At 72.4% G+C, this 21,294-nt stretch carries 19 protein-coding genes; 16 read left to right on the top strand and 3 right to left on the bottom strand.

Annotated elements, in window-relative coordinates:
• Window positions 1-100: 100 nt before the first annotated feature.
• The gene (locus ACGFI2_RS24625) at window positions 101-382 is read right to left on the bottom strand and encodes an SCO0607 family lipoprotein (protein ID WP_393521106.1); all 282 of its coding nucleotides are present in this window, start codon (window positions 380-382) and stop codon (window positions 101-103) included.
• A 527-nt stretch (window positions 383-909) separates the two neighbouring features.
• Between ACGFI2_RS24625 and ACGFI2_RS24620 the strand changes: the two genes are divergently transcribed.
• The 4 genes from ACGFI2_RS24620 to ACGFI2_RS24605 all read left to right on the top strand — a co-directional run bounded on the left by ACGFI2_RS24620 (window position 910) and on the right by ACGFI2_RS24605 (window position 4,062).
• Window positions 910-1,329 carry a molybdopterin-binding protein gene (locus ACGFI2_RS24620; RefSeq protein WP_393521104.1) on the top strand — a complete coding sequence of 140 codons (420 nt, stop codon included), beginning with the start codon at window positions 910-912 and terminating at the stop codon, window positions 1,327-1,329.
• An 86-nt stretch (window positions 1,330-1,415) separates the two neighbouring features.
• A complete protein-coding gene (gene modA / locus ACGFI2_RS24615) occupies window positions 1,416-2,159 on the top strand; it encodes a molybdate ABC transporter substrate-binding protein (RefSeq protein WP_393521126.1) in 744 nt (247 codons plus the stop codon).
• Window positions 2,156-3,007, top strand: a complete 852-nt coding sequence (locus tag ACGFI2_RS24610) for an ABC transporter permease (protein ID WP_393521102.1) — start codon at window positions 2,156-2,158, stop codon at window positions 3,005-3,007. The genes modA and ACGFI2_RS24610 overlap by 4 nt, the downstream gene beginning before the upstream one ends.
• Window positions 3,004-4,062, top strand: a complete 1,059-nt coding sequence (locus tag ACGFI2_RS24605) for an ABC transporter ATP-binding protein (RefSeq protein ID WP_393521100.1) — start codon at window positions 3,004-3,006, stop codon at window positions 4,060-4,062. The genes ACGFI2_RS24610 and ACGFI2_RS24605 overlap by 4 nt, the downstream gene beginning before the upstream one ends.
• Window positions 4,063-4,122: 60 nt before the next feature.
• Here ACGFI2_RS24605 and ACGFI2_RS24600 read toward each other — a convergent pair whose 3' ends face one another.
• Both ACGFI2_RS24600 and ACGFI2_RS24595 read right to left on the bottom strand, forming a co-directional pair.
• A complete protein-coding gene (locus tag ACGFI2_RS24600) occupies window positions 4,123-5,661 on the bottom strand; it encodes a non-reducing end alpha-L-arabinofuranosidase family hydrolase (protein WP_393521098.1) in 1,539 nt (512 codons plus the stop codon).
• A 397-nt stretch (window positions 5,662-6,058) separates the two neighbouring features.
• Window positions 6,059-8,329, bottom strand: a complete 2,271-nt coding sequence (locus tag ACGFI2_RS24595; protein WP_393521096.1) for a glycoside hydrolase family 44 protein — start codon at window positions 8,327-8,329, stop codon at window positions 6,059-6,061.
• A 151-nt stretch (window positions 8,330-8,480) separates the two neighbouring features.
• On the opposite strand from ACGFI2_RS24595, the gene ACGFI2_RS24590 reads away from it, so the two are divergent.
• The 12 genes from ACGFI2_RS24590 to ACGFI2_RS24535 all read left to right on the top strand — a co-directional run bounded on the left by ACGFI2_RS24590 (window position 8,481) and on the right by ACGFI2_RS24535 (window position 21,248).
• Window positions 8,481-9,716 carry a serine hydrolase domain-containing protein gene (locus tag ACGFI2_RS24590; RefSeq protein ID WP_393521094.1) on the top strand — a complete coding sequence of 412 codons (1,236 nt, stop codon included), beginning with the start codon at window positions 8,481-8,483 and terminating at the stop codon, window positions 9,714-9,716.
• Window positions 9,717-9,756: 40 nt separating this feature from the next.
• Window positions 9,757-10,407: a VanZ family protein gene (locus tag ACGFI2_RS24585; protein ID WP_393521092.1), complete on the top strand. Its 651-nt coding sequence runs from the start codon at window positions 9,757-9,759 to the stop codon at window positions 10,405-10,407.
• A 5-nt stretch (window positions 10,408-10,412) separates the two neighbouring features.
• Window positions 10,413-11,099 (top strand): response regulator transcription factor, encoded by a 687-nt coding sequence (locus ACGFI2_RS24580; protein ID WP_393521090.1) that lies wholly within the window; start codon window positions 10,413-10,415, stop codon window positions 11,097-11,099.
• The gene (locus tag ACGFI2_RS24575) at window positions 11,092-12,219 is read left to right on the top strand and encodes a sensor histidine kinase (RefSeq protein WP_393521088.1); all 1,128 of its coding nucleotides are present in this window, start codon (window positions 11,092-11,094) and stop codon (window positions 12,217-12,219) included. Before ACGFI2_RS24580 ends, ACGFI2_RS24575 begins: the two co-directional genes overlap by 8 nt.
• 33 nt (window positions 12,220-12,252) lie before the next feature.
• A complete protein-coding gene (locus tag ACGFI2_RS24570; RefSeq protein WP_393521086.1) occupies window positions 12,253-12,792 on the top strand; it encodes a SigE family RNA polymerase sigma factor in 540 nt (179 codons plus the stop codon).
• Window positions 12,792-14,057, top strand: coding sequence for a hypothetical protein (locus tag ACGFI2_RS24565; protein ID WP_393521084.1), 1,266 nt, complete (start codon window positions 12,792-12,794; stop codon window positions 14,055-14,057). Before ACGFI2_RS24570 ends, ACGFI2_RS24565 begins: the two co-directional genes overlap by 1 nt.
• Window positions 14,058-14,267: 210 nt before the next feature.
• Window positions 14,268-14,822 carry a D-alanyl-D-alanine carboxypeptidase family protein gene (locus ACGFI2_RS24560; protein WP_393521082.1) on the top strand — a complete coding sequence of 185 codons (555 nt, stop codon included), beginning with the start codon at window positions 14,268-14,270 and terminating at the stop codon, window positions 14,820-14,822.
• Between the two features lie 112 nt (window positions 14,823-14,934).
• The gene (locus tag ACGFI2_RS24555; protein ID WP_393521080.1) at window positions 14,935-16,419 is read left to right on the top strand and encodes a tannase/feruloyl esterase family alpha/beta hydrolase; all 1,485 of its coding nucleotides are present in this window, start codon (window positions 14,935-14,937) and stop codon (window positions 16,417-16,419) included.
• A gap of 177 nt (window positions 16,420-16,596) precedes the next feature.
• Complete coding sequence (locus tag ACGFI2_RS24550) at window positions 16,597-17,937, top strand: MATE family efflux transporter (RefSeq protein WP_393521078.1); 1,341 nt, start codon at window positions 16,597-16,599, stop codon at window positions 17,935-17,937.
• A complete protein-coding gene (locus ACGFI2_RS24545; protein ID WP_393521076.1) occupies window positions 17,934-19,160 on the top strand; it encodes a hypothetical protein in 1,227 nt (408 codons plus the stop codon). The genes ACGFI2_RS24550 and ACGFI2_RS24545 overlap by 4 nt, the downstream gene beginning before the upstream one ends.
• Window positions 19,135-19,824 (top strand): hypothetical protein, encoded by a 690-nt coding sequence (locus ACGFI2_RS24540; protein ID WP_393521074.1) that lies wholly within the window; start codon window positions 19,135-19,137, stop codon window positions 19,822-19,824. The genes ACGFI2_RS24545 and ACGFI2_RS24540 overlap by 26 nt, the downstream gene beginning before the upstream one ends.
• A complete protein-coding gene (locus ACGFI2_RS24535; RefSeq protein ID WP_393521072.1) occupies window positions 19,812-21,248 on the top strand; it encodes a condensation domain-containing protein in 1,437 nt (478 codons plus the stop codon). The genes ACGFI2_RS24540 and ACGFI2_RS24535 overlap by 13 nt, the downstream gene beginning before the upstream one ends.
• The last annotated feature ends 46 nt before the right edge of the window (window positions 21,249-21,294 follow it).

Here is a 21,294-nt window from a genome sequence, read left to right as displayed (position 1 = left end):
TGCTTCCCCGCCGGACGGTGATCAACGCGTCGCCGCAGCACGAGTGTTGACTCGAAGGCAACGATCGGCTCGGGCGCCCCACCCACCGGAGCCGGCGCGCTCAACGCTCGAAGATCTTGTTGTTCTCGTCGATGCCGTGGGTCCGCCAGTAGACGTCCCACTCGTCGTCGACGTGCTGCGGAACCTTGCCCTCCGGATAGCGGACGTACGGCGGGGTCGGCTCCTGGCCGTTCGGGAAGCACGCGCTGCCGCCCTGCGCACCCACCGCGATGGCCGGATATTCACCGCTGCCGCAGATCGACTCCTCGAAGGAGCAGCCGGTGGTGAGCATCAGTCCGCTCAGGCCGACCGCGGCCAGGGCGATCGAGATTCGGGTTCGCATGGGGAGAATTCTGGTCGCCCCGGCCGCTGCTGCCATCCGTACCCGTACTCAGTCGTTGGGGTGCAGCAGCACCTTCGTCCAGCCGTGCTCGCGCCGGTCGAAGTGCCCGTACGCCTCCGGCGCCTCCGTCAGCGGCAGATGTTGGTGGTGGTGACGCGGATGACCGCATCGGTGGGGGCTTGGACGGTGGGGTCGGGCCGGTCCTCGACGACGACCTCACGCGGACCCCGGTACACGACTGCCTTCACGGTGAACTCCAGATGGTGGTTGGGGTGATCTCCAGCGCCTCCCGCAGCCTCGTGCCGGCGACTCTGGGGACCGGCTCCTCTCTCTGACCTTTCCACCCGGGCACGCCGGAAACAGGCGGACCGGAAAAACCTCCTGACCGTCGGGTCAGGCACGCGGCGGGTCCCGCCGGAGCCGGGCGTCATCGACGCAGCTGCGGCCCGATCCTGGCTGGAACTGCCGCAGGTACGAGGCAAGAGACGGTCTATCCCCGGAACATGCGTGTCGGTAGAGTGCCTGGCGTGACGGTTTTTCGGATCGGGGAGGCCGCGGAACTGCTCGGCGTGAGCGCCGACACGGTGCGCCGCTGGGTCGACGCGGGCCGGCTGCCCGCCACCCGCGACGAGCAGGGTCACCGGGTGATCGACGGTGTCGAGCTGGCCGGGTTCGTCCGCGAGCAGGCGGGCGACGCGAACGGCCGGTCCGAGGAGTCCTCGGCGCGCAACCGCCTGCGGGGGATCGTGACCGCGGTCGCCAAGGACACGGTGATGGCCCAGGTGGACATCCAGGCCGGGCCGTTCCGGATCGTCTCGTTGATGAGCCGGGAGGCGGTCGAGGAGCTGGGCCTGCGGGTCGGGTCGGTCGCGGTCGCGGTGATCAAATCGACAACGGTGGTGGTGGAGCGGTCCACCCCGGCCCACCGGACACGAGCCGGCACGTGAGTGCGGGCACCGGGATCCACGAGAAGGGAAGGTCGTTGGGCACGCGATTCGTGCGCGCCGCGCTGGCCGGGGTGACGACCCTGGCGATGGCGGGGCCGGCCGGCTGCGGCGGCACCGACGAGTCGGGCGGCTCGGCCTCCGGAGTGTCCGGAACGGTGACCGTGTTCGCGGCGGCGTCACTGACCGAGTCGTTCACCAGGATCGGCAAGGACTTCGAGGCGGCCAACCCGGGCGTCAGGGTGACGTTCAACTTCGCCGGCAGCGCCGCGCTGGCCAACCAGATCGACCAGGGCGCGCCCGCGGACGTGTTCGCCTCGGCCGCGCCGAAGAACATGCAGTCGGTCGTCGACGCCGGCGACGCCGACGGCGCCCCGGCCACGTTCGCGAGGAACCAACTGGTCATCGCCGTACCCGAGGGCAACCCGAAGGGCATCCGGGCGCTGGCCGACCTCACCCGACCCGGCCTCAAGGTGGCGCTCTGCGCCGAGCAGGTGCCCTGCGGCGCGGCGGCGGTCAAGGCCCTGAGCGCCACGCGGGCGAAGCTCACCCCGGTCACCCTGGAGCAGGACGTCAAGGGCGCCCTGGCGAAGGTGAAGCTCGGCGAGGTGGACGCCGCGCTGGTCTACCGCACCGACGCCCGGGCGGCCGCCGCCGACGTGGACGGCGTGGAGTTCCCGGAATCCGCCGGCGCGATCAACGACTATCCCGTCGTCGTGCTGAAGAACGCGCCGAACCGGTCCGGCGCGCAGGCCTTCGTCGCCTACGTACGGTCCGACCAGGGCATCGCCGCCCTGACCGCCGCCGGCTTCCAGGGCCCTGAGCGGCGATGACCTCGACCGGCGGACCCGGCACGACGGTACGGCCCGAACCGACCGGGCCGCCGCGTCGCCGTCGGGCGCAACGGGTGCCGGTGGCCCTGCTGGCACCGGCGCTGCTGGGCCTGCTGTTCCTGGTGCTGCCGCTGGCCGGCCTGGTGGCGCGGACCCCGTGGGCCGGTCTGCCGCAGCGGCTCACCGAGCCCGGCGCGCTGACCGCGCTGCGACTGTCGTTGCAGACCGCCACCGCCGCCACCGCCGTGTGCCTGCTGCTGGGCGTACCCCTGGCCTGGTTGCTGGCCCGCGCCCGGTTCCCCGGCCGCCGGCTGGTCCGGGCGCTGGTCACGGTCCCGCTGGTGCTGCCACCGGTGGTCGGCGGGGTGGCGCTGCTGCTGGTGTTCGGGCGGCGAGGGTTGCTCGGGGAGTGGCTGGACAGCACGTTCGGCTTCACGCTGCCGTTCACCACCACCGGCGTGGTCGTCGCGGAGGCGTTCGTCGCCATGCCGTTCCTGGTCATCGCCGTGGAAGGCGCGCTGCGCGGGGCCGACGCCCGCTACGAGGAGGCCGCCGCCACCCTCGGCGCCGGACGCTGGACCACATTCACGCACGTCACGCTGCCCCTGGTGGCACCGGGTGTCGCCGCCGGGGCGGTGCTGTGCTGGGCGCGGGCGTTGGGCGAGTTCGGCGCCACGATCACCTTCGCCGGCAACTATCCCGGCGTCACCCAGACCATGCCCCTGGCGGTCTACCAGACCATCGAAGGCGGCGACCTGGACGGCGCGGTGGTGCTCAGCCTGGTCCTGCTGACCGTGTCGGTGGCGATCCTCGCCGGCCTCCGCGACAAGTGGATCACCAGCGCATGAGCCCGGTCGTGGACGCTCACCTGGTCGTCGACCGGGGCGCCTTCCGCCTGGACGTGCCCCTGCGCGTCGGCGCCGGCGAGGTGGTCGCGCTGCTCGGCCCCAACGGCGCCGGCAAGACCACCGCCCTACGCGCCCTCGCCGGCCTGCAACCACTGACCGCCGGCCACCTGACCCTCGACGGGCGGGACGTCGACCGACCCGAGCAGCGCCACTGGACGCCGCCGGAGCACCGGCCGATCGGCGTGGTCTTCCAGGACTACCTGCTCTTTCCGCACCTCAGCGCGCTGGACAACGTCGCCTTCGGGCTGCGGCGGCACGGCGCCGACCGGCACGGCGCACGCCGTCGGGCCGCCGGTTGGCTGGACCGGGTCGGTCTGACCGACCAGGCGCGCCGCAGGCCGAGGCAGCTCTCCGGCGGGCAGGCCCAGCGGGTCGCGCTCGCCCGGGCCCTGGCCGTCGACCCGGTGCTGCTGCTGCTCGACGAACCCCTCGCCGCGCTCGACGCCCGCACCCGGCTCGACACCCGCGCCGAACTCCACCGGCACCTCGACGCCCACCCCGGCGCCACCCTGCTGGTCACCCACGACCCGCTGGACGCCCTCGTGCTGGCCGACCGGCTCGTCATCATCGAGGACGGCCGGGTCGTGCAGGAAGGCGACGCCGCCACCATCACCGCCCAGCCGCGCACCGACTACGTCGCCCGCCTCGTCGGCCTCAACCTCTACCGCGGCGCCGCCGACGGCCACGCCGTACGCGTCGACGACAGGCTCACCCTCACGGTCGCCGACCCCCTGCACGGCGACGCGTTCGTCGCGTTCCCACCCTCGGCCGTCGCCCTGCACCCACGCCGGCCGGACGGCAGCCCGCGCAACACCTGGCCCGCCGTCATCGCCGGGTTGCAACGCCACGGCGACAACCTGCGGGTACAACTCGACGGCCCGATCGCGGTGGCCGCCGACATCACCCCGGCCGCCGCCAGTCACCTGGACCTGGCCCCGGGCCGATCCGTGTGGGCCGCCGTCAAGGCCACCGAGACCCGCGCCTACCCGGCCTGAAGGGCCGGCCTCCCCCGGCGGGGAGACCGGCCCTCGATCGATCTCAGGCGCCGGCCGTGGTCAGCGCTGGAGGGTCAGCAGGCCCGGCCGGTAGGGCAGCAGGCCGTAGTCGCCGCCGGAGTTGGGGGAACGGCCCTGGTAGAGCAGTTGCAGGTTGCAGGGGTCGACGGTGAAGGTCTGGTCCGCGGTGGTGCGGATCAGTTCGCCGTGGCTGATGTCGTTGGTCCAGGTGGCGCCGCTGTTGGCCTTGCCCGCGAACGGGTTGCTCTCGGTGGCGGCGTTCGGGGTCCACGAGCCGCCCAGGCTGGTGGCGGTGAAGGAGCGGAAGTAGCGGCCCTGGGAGCCGATGGCCTCGACGATCATGAGGTATCGGGTCTGGCCCTGCAGCTTGTAGACCTGCACGGCCTCGAACAGGTTGTTCGTGCTGTCGCTCATGATGGTGGTGTAGTTGGAGCCGAAGTTGCCGGGGAAGTTCCCGATCGGCATGCTGGCGCGGTAGATCTTGCCGTTGTCACCGGCGAAGAACAGGTACATGTTCTGGTCGTCGGCGATGACGGTCTGGTCGATCGGGCCGGTGCCGGAGCCGGAGATGCTGCCGGTGAACAGCGGCTGCGCCGACGACCAGCCGTTGGGGTTGGTCGGGTCGCTCGACGTCTTGTAGGAGAACGCGGTTGGCCCCCACTGGTAGGTGAGCACCCAGATGTTGCGCGGGGCGAAGTAGAACAACGTCGGCGCGACGGTGCCCTGCGACATGCCGTTCTGGCTGGCCGAGGCCATCTCTGACCAGTTCGAGAACAGACCGAAGTTCATCGACCCCCACGACGAGCCGTTGTCGTGCGTGGTCGCGTAGACCAGGTGCTTGCCGTTGTAGGGGGCGACGGTGAAGTCCTTCAGCGACACCCAACCCGACTTCGGCTGCGCCAGCGCGCCGGTCGAGGACCACCGGTACGACGACGGCAGGTTGCACGTGCCGCCCGGCGGCGGCGTGGTCGGCGGCGGCGTGGTCGGGTTGCCCCCGCCGTCGACGCGGACGAGCTGCCACTGCTGGTTGCTGCCGTTCCAGTCGTCGTACTGGACGATGCTGCCGCCGTCGGCCGTCGAAGCGCCCTGCACCTCCACCACCTTGTTGCTGTTCCGGTTGATCAACCGGACGTAGCCGCTGTCGGAGTCGGCCAGCCGGAACTGCTGGTTGGTCCCGTTGGCGTCGGCCCACTGCACGATGTTGGCGCCGTTGGCGGTGGAGAAGTTGTAGACGTCGAGCACCTTGCCGGAGAGCCGCGACCGCAGCCGGTAGTAACCGCCGCCGGAGTCGACGAACTGCCACTGCTGCTGGTTGCCGTTGTTGCGCGCCCACTGCACGATCCGGGCGCCGTCGTTCGTGGCCAGGTTGTAGACGTCCAGGGCCTTGCCGCTGTTGCGGTTGACCAGCACGTACCAGGCGCTCGTGTCGACCGTGGCCGCGGCGGCCGGGGTCGACAGCACCGCCGTGGCGCCGACGCCGGCCATCACCGCCGTCACGCCGGCCGCGACGACCCGCGGCAACCATCCTCGCCGCCGCGGCGGCGAGATGACCGATGGGGACCTACCAAAGCCGAACATGATCCTCCTCGATTGCCTGAACCCGAACGGTGGCCCGTCGGGTTGTTAGCGTTCACAAGACGCTGCGCACTCGTTCGCACACGAAAATCTCGACAAGGCAGACCTGCCCGGTAAGCCCCAGCCTCGTCCTTGACCATCGAATGTGGGCGATAACATGACGTTCGTCAAGTCGTAACTTTTCCGAATCATCGGCCGACGCCGGCCGTGGAGTCACCTCGCTGGTCTCTCCCCTGGCTGCCGGGCGCCGAGCCACGTCGCAGCCCGGTTAATGATGGCGCTAACATCGACCATTGCCATCATTCGGTCGAAGCGGCGGGTGGCGCCTCCGGCGTCTCGCGGGCATCGGCGGTCGACCGGACGCCGGGCCGAGCGTCGCCGCGCCCGGCCCGGCGGTGGGTCAGCCGCAGCGGCGACCGTTGAGGTTGAAGGCGGTGGGCGCCGGATTGGTGCCGCTCCACGTGCCGTTGAAGCCGATGCTCGTGGACGCGCCGGGGGCCAGCCGGCCGTTCCAGCTCAGGCTCTCCGCGGTGACCGCCGTGCCGTTCTGCTTCCAGGTGGCCGACCAGCCCTGGCCGACCTTCTGGGTGCTGGTGGGGAAGTCGAACGCCAGCTTCCAGCCGTCGACGGCGGTGGTGCCGGTGTTCTTGATCGTCACGGTCGCGGTGAAGCCGCCGGACCAACTGTTCGCCGCCCAACCGACCGTGCAGCCGCCGGTCGGGGCGGTGGGCGCGGTCCGCACGGCCAACCCGGGCGAGGCCGCCGAGACGTTGCCCGCCGCGTCCCGAGCGGTCACCACGAAGGTGTACGGGGTGTCCGCGGTCAACCCGGTCACGGTGTACGTGGTGCCGGTGGCGCTGCCCACCTTCACGGTGCCGGTGGCGTCGACCCGGTGCACGTCGTACCCGGTCACGCCGGTGTCGTCGGTGGACGGCGCCCAGCTCAGCGCGACGCTGTCGGCGGTGACCGTGCCGGCGGTCGGCTTGCCCGGGGCGGTCGGCGGCTTCGTGTCGCCGGGGGTGGTCCCGCGCGGCAGCACCAGATGGGTGATCGAGTTGGCCGGGAAGGTGGCGGTGAAGCCGTTGGCGGTCACCGGCTGGTCTGCCTCCCGGACGATCCCGGCGAGGTTCGCCGCGCTGTAGCGGTAGACCTGGGCGGTGCCGGCGGAAGCGCCGGTGAGGGCCACCGGGCTGGTCAGGTCGTCGCCGCTCTTGTTGACCACGACCAGGGTCAGCGCCTTGTCGGCGGCGCGCTCGGCCGCGTACACGGCCAGTTTGTCCTGGTCGGCACTGGTGGCCCGGACGGAGGTCTCGCCGAACGCGCCGCCGGAGCCGTCATAGTTGCGGTAGATGCGGAAGGCGTCGGCCACCGGCTGGTCGGCCGTCGGCGCGGTCCAGAGGCTGGCCAGGTCGAGCCCTTCGCGGCCGAAGATGCCGAGCACGTCCGCCTGGGCGAGCGCGCCGTTGAGCGACCCGAATCCGCCCCAGCTGTACTCGGTCATCGCGATCTTCGTACCCGGGTAGTGCTGGTCGGCCAGCTCACGCATCCGGGGGATGAAGCGGACCGGCTGGTTGATCCAGCTCTCGTCCACGTACGTCGGGTCCCATAGCTGGCGGGTCGAGCGCAGCCGCAGCGCCTGGGTGGTGGCGTCACCGGCCGCGTCGCCGAACACGCCGGACTGCTGCGGGTAGAGGTGGACGTCGAAGTAGTCGAGGATCCGGGTGCCGTGCTGCTGCTCGTACTCCCGCATCCGGTCCAGATACCACGGGCCGAGGTCCTGGCCACCGTGCGCGGCCTTGTCCGGCGGGTTCGACCAGCAGCCGGTACGACCACAGGTGTCCTGGTCCAACCCCGAGTAGAAGATCGAGTTCAGGCCCCAGCCGACCGGGCCGAGCGTCTTCGCCCCCGGGTCGGCGGCCTTGATCGCCGCGGCGTACCGGTAGGTGCGGTCGCGCAGCTCGTCGTAGCCCAGCCCGACGGGGCGGACGTCGCGGTGGGTGGAGTGCCACAGGTCCGGCTCGTTGTCCAGGTTGTAGAACCTGACCCCACCGGCGCCGGCGGCGCCGAACCGGCCCTTCAGATGGGTGACGAAGTCGGTGACGTACTCCGGCCCGGCCGCGACGCTGGTGTCCTCCGGGTCGTTGCCGGTGATCAGGCTGCCGTCCGGCTTCTTCCCGTTGCCGCAGTCCGGCGCCCAGGGGTCGGTGGACTCCTGCGGGCCGTACTTGGCGACGCTGAAGCCGCACGCCCTGGCCCGGTCCTTGGCGACCCAGCCGATCATCGGCACGGTCATGATGGTGTCGGTGCCGGTGGCCTTGTTCTGCTGCACGAATTGGTCGCTGTCCGAGCCGTCGGGCAGGCTCGCCGGATCCGCGTTGTCGTTCGGGATGTTCTCGAAATACCAGTCCGAGGCCCGGTTGGTGGTGTCGTTGCGGAAGTTGTAGCGGGTGGTGGCGTTGCCGCCGTACCGGTGCACCGGCAGCCGCAGCTCCCGGGCGAGGGCCTCGTCGGCGAAGTTCATGCCGTAGACGTACGGGCTGATCGCGTGGCGGCCGGCGGTGACGTCGACGGCCAGCGCCGGACCGGCCGCGGCCTGGGCGGGGGCCGGCAGGGCCAGGCCGCCGAGGGTGGCGGCCAGCACGACCGGGAGCAGTGTTGTGGTGGGACGCACGAGCTCTTCCTTCCTGAGGAAATCGAAGCTCGCCGTTGGGAGCGCCGCCACAGCCTGCCCCGGTTCCCCGGTCGCGTCAACACGCCAGGTATCGCGGACCTATCGGGAAACGCATACGCCACCGCAACGGCCCGGCGTCTTCGATGGGGGCATGGAATCGGACACGGCACGAGGCATCGACCGGCGGCGGGTGGTCACGTGGGGCGGGCTGGCAGCCGCCGGCGTGGTGGCGGGCGGCGTGGTGGCGGCGAAGCCCGGGGCCGCCCACGCCGCCCCCAGCGGGCACGACCGGATACCGCCGGACACCCGACCCGGCGGCGCCTACGACCGGTACGTGGCGCGGCTGGCCTCGGGCGGAAAGTTCTCCGGAGTGGTGCTGCTGTCGCACCGGGGCCGGACGGTGTTGTCCCGCAGCTACGGCATGGCCGACCGGGAGCGGGGCATCCGCAACCACGAGGACACCGCGTTCACGCTCAGCTCGGCGGGCAAGCCGTTCAACGCGGTCGCCGTCCTGCAACTCGCCCAGCAGGGCAGGCTGCGCCTGTCCGACCCGGTGGGCCGGCACCTGGACGGCTTCGCCGGTGACATCAGCGACCGGGTCACCATCCACCAGATGCTCACCGGCACCTCCGGGTTGAACACCCCCGAGGAGGACATCCACCGGATCTTCCGGAGCCGGCAGGAGGTCCACGACTACCAGGAGCGCTGGGCCCGGCAGTCCAAGCTGGTCGGCACGCCCGGCCTGCCCAACGGGTTCCACGCCGGCGCCGAGGCCGCCATCCCCGCCCTGATCGTGGAGGCGGTGAGCGGCCAGACCTACTGGGACTATGTCGAGGAGAACATCTTCCGGCGTTGCGGCATGACCGGCTCGGCATTCCACACCAGGCCCCGGTGGCTCACCGACCGGCGGCTCGCGCACCCCTACCTGACCCTGGCCGACGGCAGCCAGGTCGACGCGCTGCGCAACCTCGACAAGGGCAGCCCGTACGAGTACATGCTCGACCGGAACCCGGGCCGCGCCTTCATCGACGCCATCGGGGACGGCGGCTTCGCCACCGCGCCGGACCTGGTCCGGTTCGCCCGCGCGCTGGGCGACGGCACCCTGCTGGAGCGGCCCTGGGCCGACGTGCTCACCGCGCCCCGGATGCCGCTGGGTCCGGCGTCGTTCGGCACCTACGGCCCGTCGGCCGCGATCGTCGGCGGCCAGTGGACGATCCAGCGTGCCGGCGGCAACCCCGGGGTCTGCGCCAACTGGAGCATCTACCCGGACACCGGCTGGGTCGGCGTGATCCTCGCCAACTGCGACGACGCGCCGCTGATCGAGATGATCGAGCGGGAGACGCAGGCCGTCACCGGGGCCTCGCCCGGCGACGGATCCGGGGGCTGAGGTGGGCGACAGGCGCCACGTCCGCCGTACGCCGAGGGTCGTGCTCGTCGTCCTGGCGTTCCTCGGTTTGGCGGGCGCGGCGTTCGTCGTGCGGCGGCCGCTCCTGATGGCCGCCCCGGCCTGCCGGGCCGGGCGGTGGCACGGCTGCTTCGACACCGAGAACGGCGTGCTGCTCATGACGCTGGTCGGGCTGCCGCTGGCCGCGCTGGCGGTGGTGGCCCTGGCGCTGAGCCGCCGGGCCGCCGGCCCCACCTCGGCGTGGCGGCTGTCGCTGGCCGAGGTGGGCCTGGCCTACGGGACGGCGCCGTTCGTCTGGATGACGCTGATGCCGGGCCCCGGGGCGGGCGTCGTGCCGGGCCGGGTGAGCCTGGTCCCGCTGCGGGATCTGGTCACCATGGGGCCGCTCGGGATCGGCGGCAACCTGCTGGTCTTCGCGGCGCTGGGATTCTTCGCGCCGCTGCGGTTCGCCGCGCTGGCCTCCGTGCCGCGGCTCCTCGCGCTCGGTGCGGCCGGTTCGGCGGTGGTCGAGACGTTGCAGTACGTCCTGCGACTGGACCGGGTGTCGTCCGTGGACGACGTGCTGGTCAACGCCGCCGGCGCCGCGCTGTTCGGGCTGGCGTCGCGCCGCTGGTGGCGGACCGTGGCGCCGGCGCCGGATCGACCTCACCCCGCGCCGGCTCGGGCAGACTGAGTCGCATGCGCGTACTGATCGTGGAGGACGAGCCCTACCTGGCCGAAGCCGTCCGGGACGGGCTGCGGCTGGAGGCGATCGCCGCCGACATCGCCGGCGACGGGAACTCCGCCCTGGAACTGCTCGGCGTCAACGTCTACGACCTGGCGGTGCTCGACCGGGACATCCCCGGTCCCTCCGGCGACGAGGTCGCCCGGCACATCGTCGCCTCCGGCAGCGGCATCCCGATCCTCATGCTCACCGCCGCCGACCGGATCGACGACAAGGCCTCCGGGTTCGAGCTGGGCGCCGACGACTACCTCACCAAGCCGTTCGAGCTGCGGGAACTCGTCCTGCGGCTGAGAGCGCTCGACCGCCGGCGCGGCCACGCCCGGCCCCCGGTGCGCCAGCTCGCCGGCCTCCGGCTCGACCCCTTCCGCCGGGAGGTGTTCCGCGACGGGCGCTACGTCGCGCTCACCCGCAAGCAGTTCGCCGTGCTGGAGGTCCTCGTCGCCGCCGAGGGCGGTGTGGTCGGCGCCGAGGAGCTGCTGGAACGGGCCTGGGACGCCCACGCGGACCCGTTCACCAACGCGGTGCGCATCACCGTCTCCGCGTTGCGCAAGCGGCTCGGCGAGCCGTGGGTCATCACCACCGTGCCCGGCGTCGGCTACCGCATCGAGACACCGCCGGCGAGCGGGGGCGAGCATGGGTAGGAAGCCGGGGCTGAGCGTGCGTACCAAGCTCACCCTCAGCTACGCCGGGTTCCTCGTGCTGGCCGGCGCCCTGCTGCTCACGGCGGTGTGGGTGTTCCTCCTGCGGTACGTCCCCGACCGGGCCATGCTCATCGTCCCCGGCTCCGTCGACTCGCTCACCCCCGGCGTCTTTCCCGTCCGCTCCAACCTGCTGCGCGTCTTCGCGCCGAGGGCCGCCGAGACGCTGGGGTTCCTGCTCGGGTTCGGCCTCCTCGGCGGATGGGTCCTCGCCGGCCGGATGCTCGCGCCGCTGACCCGGATCACCGAGGCGGCACGGGTGGCCGGGACGGGGTCGCTGTCGCGCCGGATCCGCATGCCGGGCCGGCGGGACGAGTTCCGGGAACTCTCCGACGCGTTCGACACGATGCTCGACCGACTCGAGTCGCACGTCGCCGAGCAGCAGCGGTTCGCCGCGAACGCCTCGCACGAACTGCGTACCCCGCTGGCGATCTCGCGGGCGCTGCTCGACGTCGCGCGCGACGACCCGGCCCGGGACCGAGGCGAACTCGTCGAACGCCTGCACGAGGTCAACCGGCGGGCGATCGACCTCACCGAGGCCCTTCTGCTGCTCAGTCGCGGCGACCGTGGAATCGTGACCCGCGAGCGGGTCGACCTATCCCTCATCGCCGAGGAGGCCGCCGAAACGCTGCTCCCCCTCGCCGAGCAGCGCCGGATCACGCTGGACGTCACCGGGGGACCGGCCCCGGCCGTCGGCTCCGCCGAACTTCTGTCGCGGATGGTGACGAATCTCGTGCAGAACGCCGTCGTGCACAATCTGCCCGCCGACGGCACCGTCACGGCCCACACCGGAACGGACGGGGACACCAGCGTGCTGCGGGTGGAGAACACGGGACGTCGGCTCCCACCGGAGGTGGTACCGACCCTCACCGAACCCTTCCGGCGGGGAGCGGACCGGGTACGCGCCGCCGAGCACGCCGGCGCCGGCCTCGGCCTGGCCATCGTGCGGAGCGTCGTCCACGCCCACCACGGGACCCTGGACCTCGTCGCCCGCCCCGACGGCGGTCTCCTCGTCACGGTCCGGCTAGCCGCGGGTGGCCGGGAAGATTCTCCGCCTCGGTGACAACCCGGGCCCTCGCTCGGGCGTAACGGTTACATGAGGCTGGAGACGGAAGGTGGGGGAGGACGCGAGCGGCAGGTCGCGTTCACGCGCTTCTTCCACGACCACGGCAAGCACCTGGCACGCCTGGCCTACCTGCTCATCGGCGACCGCTCGGACGCCGAGGACATCGCCCAGGACACGCTGATCGAGATCTATCGCAGGTGGGGCGAGGTCCGGGCGGACACCGCCGTGGCGTACGCCCGGGTCGCCGTCGTGAACCGGTCACGCAGCCTGCAACGCCGCCGCGCCGTGGCCCGACGTTTCGCCCCGCGCCTGGCGCAGCGCGACGACACCGGGCCCGCCGACCTGCCGGACCGGTGGCTCTGGGACATGGTCCAGAGCCTGCCGCGCCGGCAGCGTGAGGTGGTGGTGCTCCGGTACTGGTGCGACCTGGGCGAAGCCGACATCGCCCGCGTCCTCGGCATCAGCGCCGGCACCGTCAAGTCCAGCGGACACCGCGCGCACACCCGGCTCGCGGCCGCGCTGGCCGGACACGACCAGGGCATGGACCGCGCACGAGAGGGGGCACAGTGATGGACGAGCTGGAGAGACGACTGAAGATCATGCTGGACCGGGCAACCGCACACGTCGACCCCGAAGCCGCACGCCTGCGGAACCCCGCCGACACCGCGCCACGCAGGACCGCCCGGTTCGGCCTCGGTCGCCTGCATCCCGCCGTGCTCGTCGCCGCATCGAGCCTGGCCGTCGCCGGCGTCGTGGTCGGCGTCGCGGCGGGCGTGCCGCGCCTGGACCGGCAGAACCCGTCCACCGACCCGAGCCCGGTGGCCACCGACGGCACGAACCCCCTCTGGCCGCTGACCGTCAGCGACGCCAAGCCGCTCAGCTTCGGCCAGCTCAGCGCCGGCCGAGCCGCCGACCTGCCCGTCCCGTACACCCTGGATCCGGGCCTCGCCCCGGACGTCGCCACCGAGCCGACCCTCGTCACGGCGGCCGGGCCCGTCGGGTTCAACAGCCGGACCACCAAGGCGGTGCAGCTGCTCGCCCAGCGCAGCCAGGGCACGTTCGTCGGCCTGACCGGACCCGGGACGACCGACGCCGACGGCCTGCACGACGTACGCATCGTGCTCGTGGCGCCCGACAACACCCGCCGCGACATCTACCGGGCCACGCGAGCCGGCAGCGTCACCGTCTCACCGGACGGCGCCCTGATCGCGGTCAGCACCTGGCTGGGGAAGGAAGCGCCGGGTGTCGAACCGGCCGCGGAACTGGTCGACGTCGCCACCGGCAAGGTCACGCGACGGCTCCCCGGCCGGTTCACCCAGATCGCCTGGGCGTCCGACCACGCCGTCCTGCTCACCGGCACCGCCCAGGAGCCGACCGGTCTCGCCTGGCGCGCTCCCTGGACCGGCGGGGGCGAGCCGGTCGACGTGCGCGGGGGCGCCATCTCCGTCGACGGCGGCCTGGTCGCCATCGACGAGACCGCCGGCTGCCTGCAGCGGCTCGACCCCGACGCGAGACTGGTCGCCGCGCACTGCGACAACTGGCGCTTCCTGGGCAACGCGTCACCAGACGGCCGGTACGTGGCGGTCGAGTGGGGCAGCGGCGACGCCCCCCGGCGCCACGGTGTCCTCGACGTCAGGCGGAACGAGGTCCGGACCTGGCCCGCGGACGGGAAGAACCCGTCCTGGCTGACCGGATCCGACGTGCTGCTCACCGAGAACGCCGAGGACAGCAGCGTGACCGCACGCTGCGACCTGACGGTCGGCACCTGCACCACCCTGCCGGAGAACGCGCAGGACGGACCATGGCGCGCGGCAACCTGGATCGGTCGTTTCTAGGGCGGCCGTACCTATCGGGGGTGAGTACCGACACTCAGGCCACGGTCCGCCGATCGGGAGATCCTGCTGGGCATGCCTCCTCCCGGAAACGCGGCGCCCTGTCGGTTCAAGGGCATCCACCGTGACACGTGGTCCGGCACGACGTACAACGTCGGCCCACGTGGCAGGCATCGGGGCACCGGTCGGGCGCCCGCGTCCGGGCATCCGACCGTGGAGACGCAGCCGGCCCGACGCCGCGACCATCTGTATCGGGTCGTCGTCCGGATGCTCGCAGTGATGTTGCTGCCGGTCGCGTTCCTGGTCTCTCCGCGCCAGGCTCGACAGGTGGCCTGCCAGTGGGCATTGTCGGCGCGCTTTCCGGCCGAGGATCTCACCGGCCTGACGCCGGCGACGCGCGCCGCGTTCAGGGCGGCACGTACGCAGGCGCTGTGGAGGGACGGGGAGCTGATCGGGCTCACCTCCGGCTACCGGGAGGCGCACGAGCAGGCCCGCTTGTTCGCTGACGCGGTTCGTCGCGCTCGGTCGCCGGAACTCGCGCGGATGTGGGTGCTGCCGCCGGACGAGTCACAGCACGTCGCCGGAAGGGCGCTCGACGTCCGGCCCACCGAGGGCGCACGGTGGCTGGAGCGACACGGCCGACGCTTCCACCTGCATCGCGTGTATGACAACGAGTGGTGGCACTTCGAGTATCACCCCGAGGGCCCGCCCCGCCGTCGCGCCCATCCGGGTGAGCCGACCGCGATTCACGGCGACGCTCGTCCGTAGGTTCACGTCGGCCTCGAGGCGTTAGGAGGGGGCACCTCCTTCGCCAGACCGAGTGGGAAGCCGGTCTGGGGACCGATCCGCCGGGCGGCTCGCGTCCGTAGCGTCGGTAACCATGAGGCGAACATCGATGGCCATGCTGGCCGCCATACCCTTCCTGGCCCTGCCGGCGCCGGCCGCCCAGGCCGCGGCCGGCGGATGCGCCGGACTGACCCGCCTGCCCGGAGTCGAGTCCGCGGCGGCGGACGCCGACTACTGCGACGTGAAGGGCACGCTGCCGCCGCACGAGAAGTACGAGATCAAGCTGCCCCTGCGGAACTGGACCGGGCAGTACGTCCAGCAGGGCTGCGGCGGCCTGTGCGGCTCCGTGCCCGAACTGAACCTGCCGCTGTTCGGTTTCCAGTGCGCTCCGGCGGTGGAGAAGCAGCTCGTACTGGCCGCCTCCGACACCGGGCACACCGGCACCGACCTCGGCGACGGCAGCTGGGGAGCGCACGACCTCGCGGCCCGGGTCGACTTCGGGCTGACCTCGGAACACAAGCTCAAGGTGTTCGCCGATGTCGTGATGAGGACGTTCTACGGCCACGGACCGAGCTACCGCTACTTCGACGGCTGCTCCACCGGCGGCCGGCAGGGGCTGAACCTCGCCGAACGCTTCCCGGCCGACTTCGACGGCGTCCTGGTCGGCGCGCCCGCGCACAACCTGGCACCGCTCGCCCTGTCCAACGCGTGGCTGGCACAGAAGAACAAGGGTGACGTCCTCCCGCCGGCGAAACTGCCGGTGCTGCACGCCGCCGTCCAGCGGGCCTGCGGCGAGCTGATCGAGGATCCGCGGACGTGCGCCTTCCAGCCCTCGTCCATCCGGTGCGAGGGCGCCGACCGGCCCGACTGCCTGACCGGGGCGCAGGTCGCGGTGGCGGTGGCGGCGTACCGAGGACCCTCCGACGCGCGCAACCGCAACCTCTACAACGGCGGTTTCGCGTACGGGTCGGAACTCAGTTGGAACGGCTACTTCGTCGGGCCGGACCCGTTCGCGGCGAGGATCGGGCTGACGTACTTCAAGAACCTGGCCTACCTGAAGAACCCACCGGCCGACTTCACCCTGGACGACGTCACCTTCACCGAGGCCACCTTCGACCGGCTCCAGATCCTCGGCGACGCCATCTACAACGCGACGTCACCCGACCTGTCGGCGTTCCGCGCGCACGGCGGCAAGCTGATCGTGTACCACGGTTGGGCCGACGCGCAGATCTCGCCGTTCTCGACCCTGGACTGGTACGCGGCGGTCGAACGGCACGCGGGCGGGTTCGCGGCGAGCCAGCGGTTCTCCCGGCTCTACCTGATCCCCGGTGGGTACCACTGCCTGTTCGGGCCCGAGGTGGACAAGCCGAGCGAGATCGGCGTACCCGAGTTCCTGACGCCCCTGATGTCCTGGGTGGAGCAGGGCGAGGCGCCCGGAGCGATCGACGTGGCCACGGTGACCTCGACCGACCCGCCCGACCTGGTGCGCTTCCTCACCGTCGACCCGTCGGACGCGCTGTCCCCGCCGCCGGCCGCACCGGGCAGCCTGAACGCGAACTACCACTACATCCGGAGCTGACGTGATCCTCAGCCGCAGGTGGGAGATCAGCGCGGCCCGTCCCATGGGCATAGCCCTTTGGGCAGCTTGTGAGCCGGATTCGCACGGACCTATGTTCGGTGCGTCTCCGCGAGCCCGAAATGGGGGGTGGCTCATGCCCGTACACCCAAATGCCGGTGAATCGGCGGTGGCGCCGTCGTGAGCACCACGGAAGCACCGACCACGGTCGTCTGGGACGGCCCGGCCCGGATCCGCAGCCTCGCCGCCACGATCGCGCTCGGCGAGACGGCCGGCGTGCTGGTGCCGGTGGTGGTGATCGCGCTGATGGCCCGGATCAGCGTCGAGGCGATGTACGTGCGCTCGCTCTACGTGCCGCTGGCGCTGCTCTTCGCCGCCCTCCAGGTGGGGTTCGACGTGAGCAACCAGGTCGCCGCGTCGGTGAGCCGCGGCGCCGGCCGGCCGGGGGACGTCCTCCCGGTCGCCGCCAGCATGGCCCGCGTCGGCGCGGCCGTCTGGGGCACCGTCAGCCTCGCACTGATCCTGGCGGCACCCTGGCTGGCGGCACTGCTGAACGTCCCGGACGCGTCCGTGGGGGAATTCGTCGCCTTCACCCGCTGGGCCTGCCTGGCCAACCTGATCTTCTTCCCGACCGTGCTGCTCTCGTCCAGCCTGCGCGGCTACGGCCGACCCGGCTCCGCGGCAGCCGTGGTGCTGACCGGCGCGGTCCTGGAGGTGGGCGGCGTCGCGGTCCTGGGCTTCGGCACCGACCTCGGGGTGTACGCGCTCCCGGTCGCGATCGCGATCGGCGGCGTGGCCGCGCTGACCGTCGGCGTGGTGCAGGTTCACCGCTGCGGGCTCTGGACGGCGAGCGGGCCGCTGACCTGGCGTCCGGAGGCGATCGGCCGACTGACCGGCACCGGGCTGCCGGTCACCGCGTCGTTCGTGGTGATGGCCGTCGCCAACGCGGGCCTGCTGTGGGCGCTCAGCCCGTTCGGGCCGGACGTGGTGTCCGGGTACTCGGCGGCCGGCGCGCTGCAGAACCTGCTCATCGTGCCCGCCTCGGCGCTCGGTTCGGCGACCGCGATCGTGCTGAACCAGCTGCGGGGTGCGGGGCGACCCGGGGAAGGGCCCGCCACGCTCGGTTCCGGACTGCGCCTGACCGCCGCGGTGTACGCAGGGCTGGCCGCCGCGATCTGGCTGTGCCGGGAGCCCCTGGCCGCGCTGCTGGCCGGTGACCCGGCGGTGGCGTCGGAGACCGGACGGTTCCTGGCGATCGTCGGCCTGACCTACTTCGGCCTGGGCCTGAACGTGATGGCGCTGCTCCTTCTCGAACAGGTCGGCGGGGGCCTGATCGCGCTGCTGCTGAACGTGCCCTACTTCGGGGGCATGGTGGTGGTCGGCAGCGCGCTGGCCCGAAGCCAGCAGGATCCATCGGCCCTGTACTGGACGATCGCCGTGCTCAACGCCTGCGGCATGCTGCTCGTCCCGCTGTTGACGTGGCGGCACGTCCGCCGGATCAGCCGGGCGGACGTCCGGTGAGCCGTCCCGAGTGGCGGGCGCGGGACGTACGCCTCAGCGTGACGATCATGCACCATCCGGCTCGCGACGTCGCCCTGGACACCCTCGTCGAGGCGTGCCGCCCGCTGTCCGCGCGCATCGTGCGGGACCCCGCCCCGGACGCCGCACGCAGCCCGTTGCGGACCGCGAAGGTCGCCTGGGCCTCGATCGCCGAGGGGGCCACCCATCACCTGGTGCTCCAGGACGACGCCCGGGTCTGCGACGACTTCGCCACCCACGTGGTCGCCGCGATCGCGCGCCGCCCGGCCCACGGCATCGCCCTGTACACCGACTGGAGCAGCCCGCAGAACAGCTTCCTGTCCCGACTGGCCGCGGTCGCCGGATCGCCGTGGGCACCACTGTCCCCGATGGAGTGGATCCCGGCGCTGGCGTTCCTGCTGCCGGCCGACGTGGCCGCGGACCTGGCCGCCTATCTGGGGCCGATCCCGGACGAGGTCACCGACGACGACCAGATGATCGCCCGATACTGCCGGGAACGTGGCGTGCCGCTGGTGGCGACGGTGCCCCACCTGGTCGACAACCGCGGGCTGCCGACCCTGATCGCCGGGCACGGTGGCCGGCACCATGCCACCGTGTGGGCGCCGCCGGTCCCGTCCGCCCCGCACTGGAAGCTCGACCCCCGGATCGACACGACCCTGGCACTGGGGTCCCGCTACCGGTCCCATGACGAGTACGTCGTGCAAGTCAAGGACTCCCGCTGCCTGATCCGGTTGCTCCGGCCGCACACCGGTGAGCCCGGAGGCAACGAGTTCTGCTGGTACTGGGAGGACTGGTGCGACCTGATCGGGGTCAGCGCCGAGGAGGTGACGACCGGGCTCGCCGCGTACCTGGACAGCCGGCCGGGACCGCGGCCGCCGGCGCGGGCCGCCCTGGAGATCTGGGCCGCCGGATACCTGCTCGGTCTGGCGGCCGCGGCGGTACGCCGTGACCTGCCCGCCCCACTCGAGCCCGCCCACCCCGCCCGGATCCGTGCGGCCGTGTCGTCCTGGGTGGACTCCGGCCTGACCGCCCCGCACGGTGCGGCACTCGGCGCCGCCGGCCGGACGGCGCTCGTCGACCTCGGCGCGGCGGCGGTCGGCCTCGGCCTGCGCCGCCGGAGCCCAGGCACCTTCGTCACGGCCGGCGCCCCGGCCGACGCCCGTGGAGAGGACATCCGACATGACCGCGCTTGCCACGACTCCTGACCCGGCCCTGGACACCGTGGTCGAACGGATGGCGCGCCGCGAGGTGGCGGCGCACTTCCTCATTCCGGCCGATCAGCCGCCGGGGGTGATCCGTCCGCCCGCACCCCCGATGGCGGTCCGGGTGATGTCCTGCCCGGACTGCGGCGCCGATGCGGGCACGTTCCGGTCCGCGGGCATCGCGCTGCCCTTCGCGGAGTGGCGGATCGTCGCGGCGGACGACCCCGACACCGGCGGCCTGCCCACGCTGACCGTGCTCGGCTGCGAGTGGTTCGCGCCGCGGGCGATGCTGCCGGTGGCGATCGCGATCGAGCGGTTCGGCCCGGTGTCGGCGACCGGCTTCCGCAGCCGCGCGGTGGCGGTCACCGAACTGCGTGGCCTGCCGTTCGACGCCGTGCTGGCCGCCCTCGACGAGCAGGAGAGCTGGGCCGACGCCGTGTCCACCGGCAGCGAACTGCCGGTACGGCCGGCGCGTACCGTGCCGGCCGCCAGCCGGCTGGTCAGCCCGGCGACCAGCTGGGCTGCCTACCGCGCCTCGGTCACCGCCCGATTCCTCGGCCCGCACGCTTCCGACGCGGCTCAGGGCCGGTGGAACGAGCTCTACCTGGAGAACCGCCGGGACGCGGCGGTCCGGACGCTGGACGGCTACGCATCGTGTCCGGCCTGACCGCCGACGTGCGCTGGCAGCCGGCGTACTTCACCGGTTCCCGGGCGGTCACCGAGCACCTGACATGGGGGCAGGTGCTGGTGGAACGCGACATCCGGCGGATGCCGCCGGGCACCGCCTACAACGTCACGGTGCCGGTGCTGATCCCCGAGGGAGTGGACCTGGCCACGGTGTGCGCCGCGGTGGGTGCGCTGGCCGGCCGGTTCGAGGCACTGCGCACGCGGTTCCCGCGACGGGACGGCCGGCTGGTCCAGGAGGTGCTCGACAGCGGCAGCATCCCGGTCGGGGTCTTCTCCGGCGACGGTCCGGCCGAGCAGTTCGCGGCGACCGCCCGAGAGCTGGACGAGCAGCTCGAGGCGACACCGTTCGACCACGATCGGGACCTGCCGATGCGCGTCCTGGTCTGCGTGCACCGGGGTGTGCCCCGGGCTCTGGTGCTCTGTATCGCTCACCTGACGGCCGACCTGCAGAGCAGCCGCCTGGCGGCACGGGTGCTGGCCGAGATGCTGGCCTGCCGGGCGGCAGGGCTTCCGGACCCGGCGGCTCCGGAAATGGTTCATCCCGCCGACCTCGCCGCCTTCGAGCGTTCCCCCCGGGGCCGCACGATCAGCGCCGCCGCCGTGGCCCACCTGCGCCGGCAACTGAACGCGGTCCCGCTCGACAACTTCGCCGGGGTCCGGCCGGTGACCCCGGCCGAGCCCCGGTTCTGGCGCGGTGTCCTGGACTCGTCGGTCTCGGCGCCGGTGCTGGGGCTGCTCGCGGACCGGTACCGCACCAGCACCGCCACGGTCGCGCTCGCGGTGACCGCAGCCCTGCTGGGCGTGGTCGCCGAGACCGACCGGTGCGGGCTGCTGCTGGTTACCGGCAACCGCACCACCGCGGCGCAGCGGGCCTCGGTCGGCACGCTGACCCAGCACATGCCGGCCGTCGTCGACCTCACCGGGCCGGCCTTCTCCGATCTGGTCCGGCACTGTTGGGGCACGGCCGTACGGACCTTCCGGCACGGCCGGTTCGACCCGGTGGACGGGTGGGCGGCGCTGGCTGAGGTGAGCCGGGAACGCGGCGCCGAGCCGGAGATCCGATGCTTCTTCAACGACATGCGCGGCGCGTCGGAGACCCCGCCAGCCGCCGTACCGCTCGACCGTGACGTGGTGCAGCGGGTCCTGGCCGAGCCGAGCTTCCGGTGGACCGAACGCAGGCCGGCCGGTTCCTCGTTCTTCATGGAGGTCGGCGACGTGCTCGACGCCCCGGGGCAGCTGCGCTGGACGCTGCTCGCGGACACCACCCTGCTGCCCCCGGATGTCATCCGTGCGGTCCTGGTCGGAGTGGATCGGTTGCTGCTGCGACTGCTCGACACGGATCTGCTCCTCTCCGAGGTCGGCGAGGCCGCCGGTCTGCACCGCGGCGTGGTGGCCCCGCACTGAACGATCCGATCAACCGGGGCGGGGCAGCGGGGGCCTGCCCCGCCCC

The organism is Micromonospora sp. NPDC049282 (genome assembly GCF_043197045.1).
GTDB lineage: Bacteria > Actinomycetota > Actinomycetes > Mycobacteriales > Micromonosporaceae > Micromonospora.
The sequence above is the reverse complement of the archived record's forward strand: the minus strand, read 5'-3'. Positions and strand labels throughout refer to the sequence as shown.

Bases quoted from the DNA above. Each gene is read 5' to 3' on its own strand.
- ACGFI2_RS24625 (WP_393521106.1), bottom strand. From the start codon at position 382: ATGCGAACCCGAATCTCGATCGCCCTGGCCGCGGTCGGCCTGAGCGGA.
- modA (WP_393521126.1), top strand. From the start codon at position 1,416: ATGGCGGGGCCGGCCGGCTGCGGCGGCACCGACGAGTCGGGCGGCTCG.
- ACGFI2_RS24610 (WP_393521102.1), top strand. From the start codon at position 2,156: ATGACCTCGACCGGCGGACCCGGCACGACGGTACGGCCCGAACCGACC.
- ACGFI2_RS24605 (WP_393521100.1), top strand. From the start codon at position 3,004: ATGAGCCCGGTCGTGGACGCTCACCTGGTCGTCGACCGGGGCGCCTTC.
- ACGFI2_RS24600 (WP_393521098.1), bottom strand. From the start codon at position 5,661: ATGTTCGGCTTTGGTAGGTCCCCATCGGTCATCTCGCCGCCGCGGCGG.
- ACGFI2_RS24590 (WP_393521094.1), top strand. From the start codon at position 8,481: ATGGAATCGGACACGGCACGAGGCATCGACCGGCGGCGGGTGGTCACG.
- ACGFI2_RS24580 (WP_393521090.1), top strand. From the start codon at position 10,413: ATGCGCGTACTGATCGTGGAGGACGAGCCCTACCTGGCCGAAGCCGTC.
- ACGFI2_RS24575 (WP_393521088.1), top strand. From the start codon at position 11,092: ATGGGTAGGAAGCCGGGGCTGAGCGTGCGTACCAAGCTCACCCTCAGC.
- ACGFI2_RS24570 (WP_393521086.1), top strand. From the start codon at position 12,253: ATGAGGCTGGAGACGGAAGGTGGGGGAGGACGCGAGCGGCAGGTCGCG.
- ACGFI2_RS24565 (WP_393521084.1), top strand. From the start codon at position 12,792: ATGGACGAGCTGGAGAGACGACTGAAGATCATGCTGGACCGGGCAACC.
- ACGFI2_RS24555 (WP_393521080.1), top strand. From the start codon at position 14,935: ATGAGGCGAACATCGATGGCCATGCTGGCCGCCATACCCTTCCTGGCC.
- ACGFI2_RS24540 (WP_393521074.1), top strand. From the start codon at position 19,135: ATGACCGCGCTTGCCACGACTCCTGACCCGGCCCTGGACACCGTGGTC.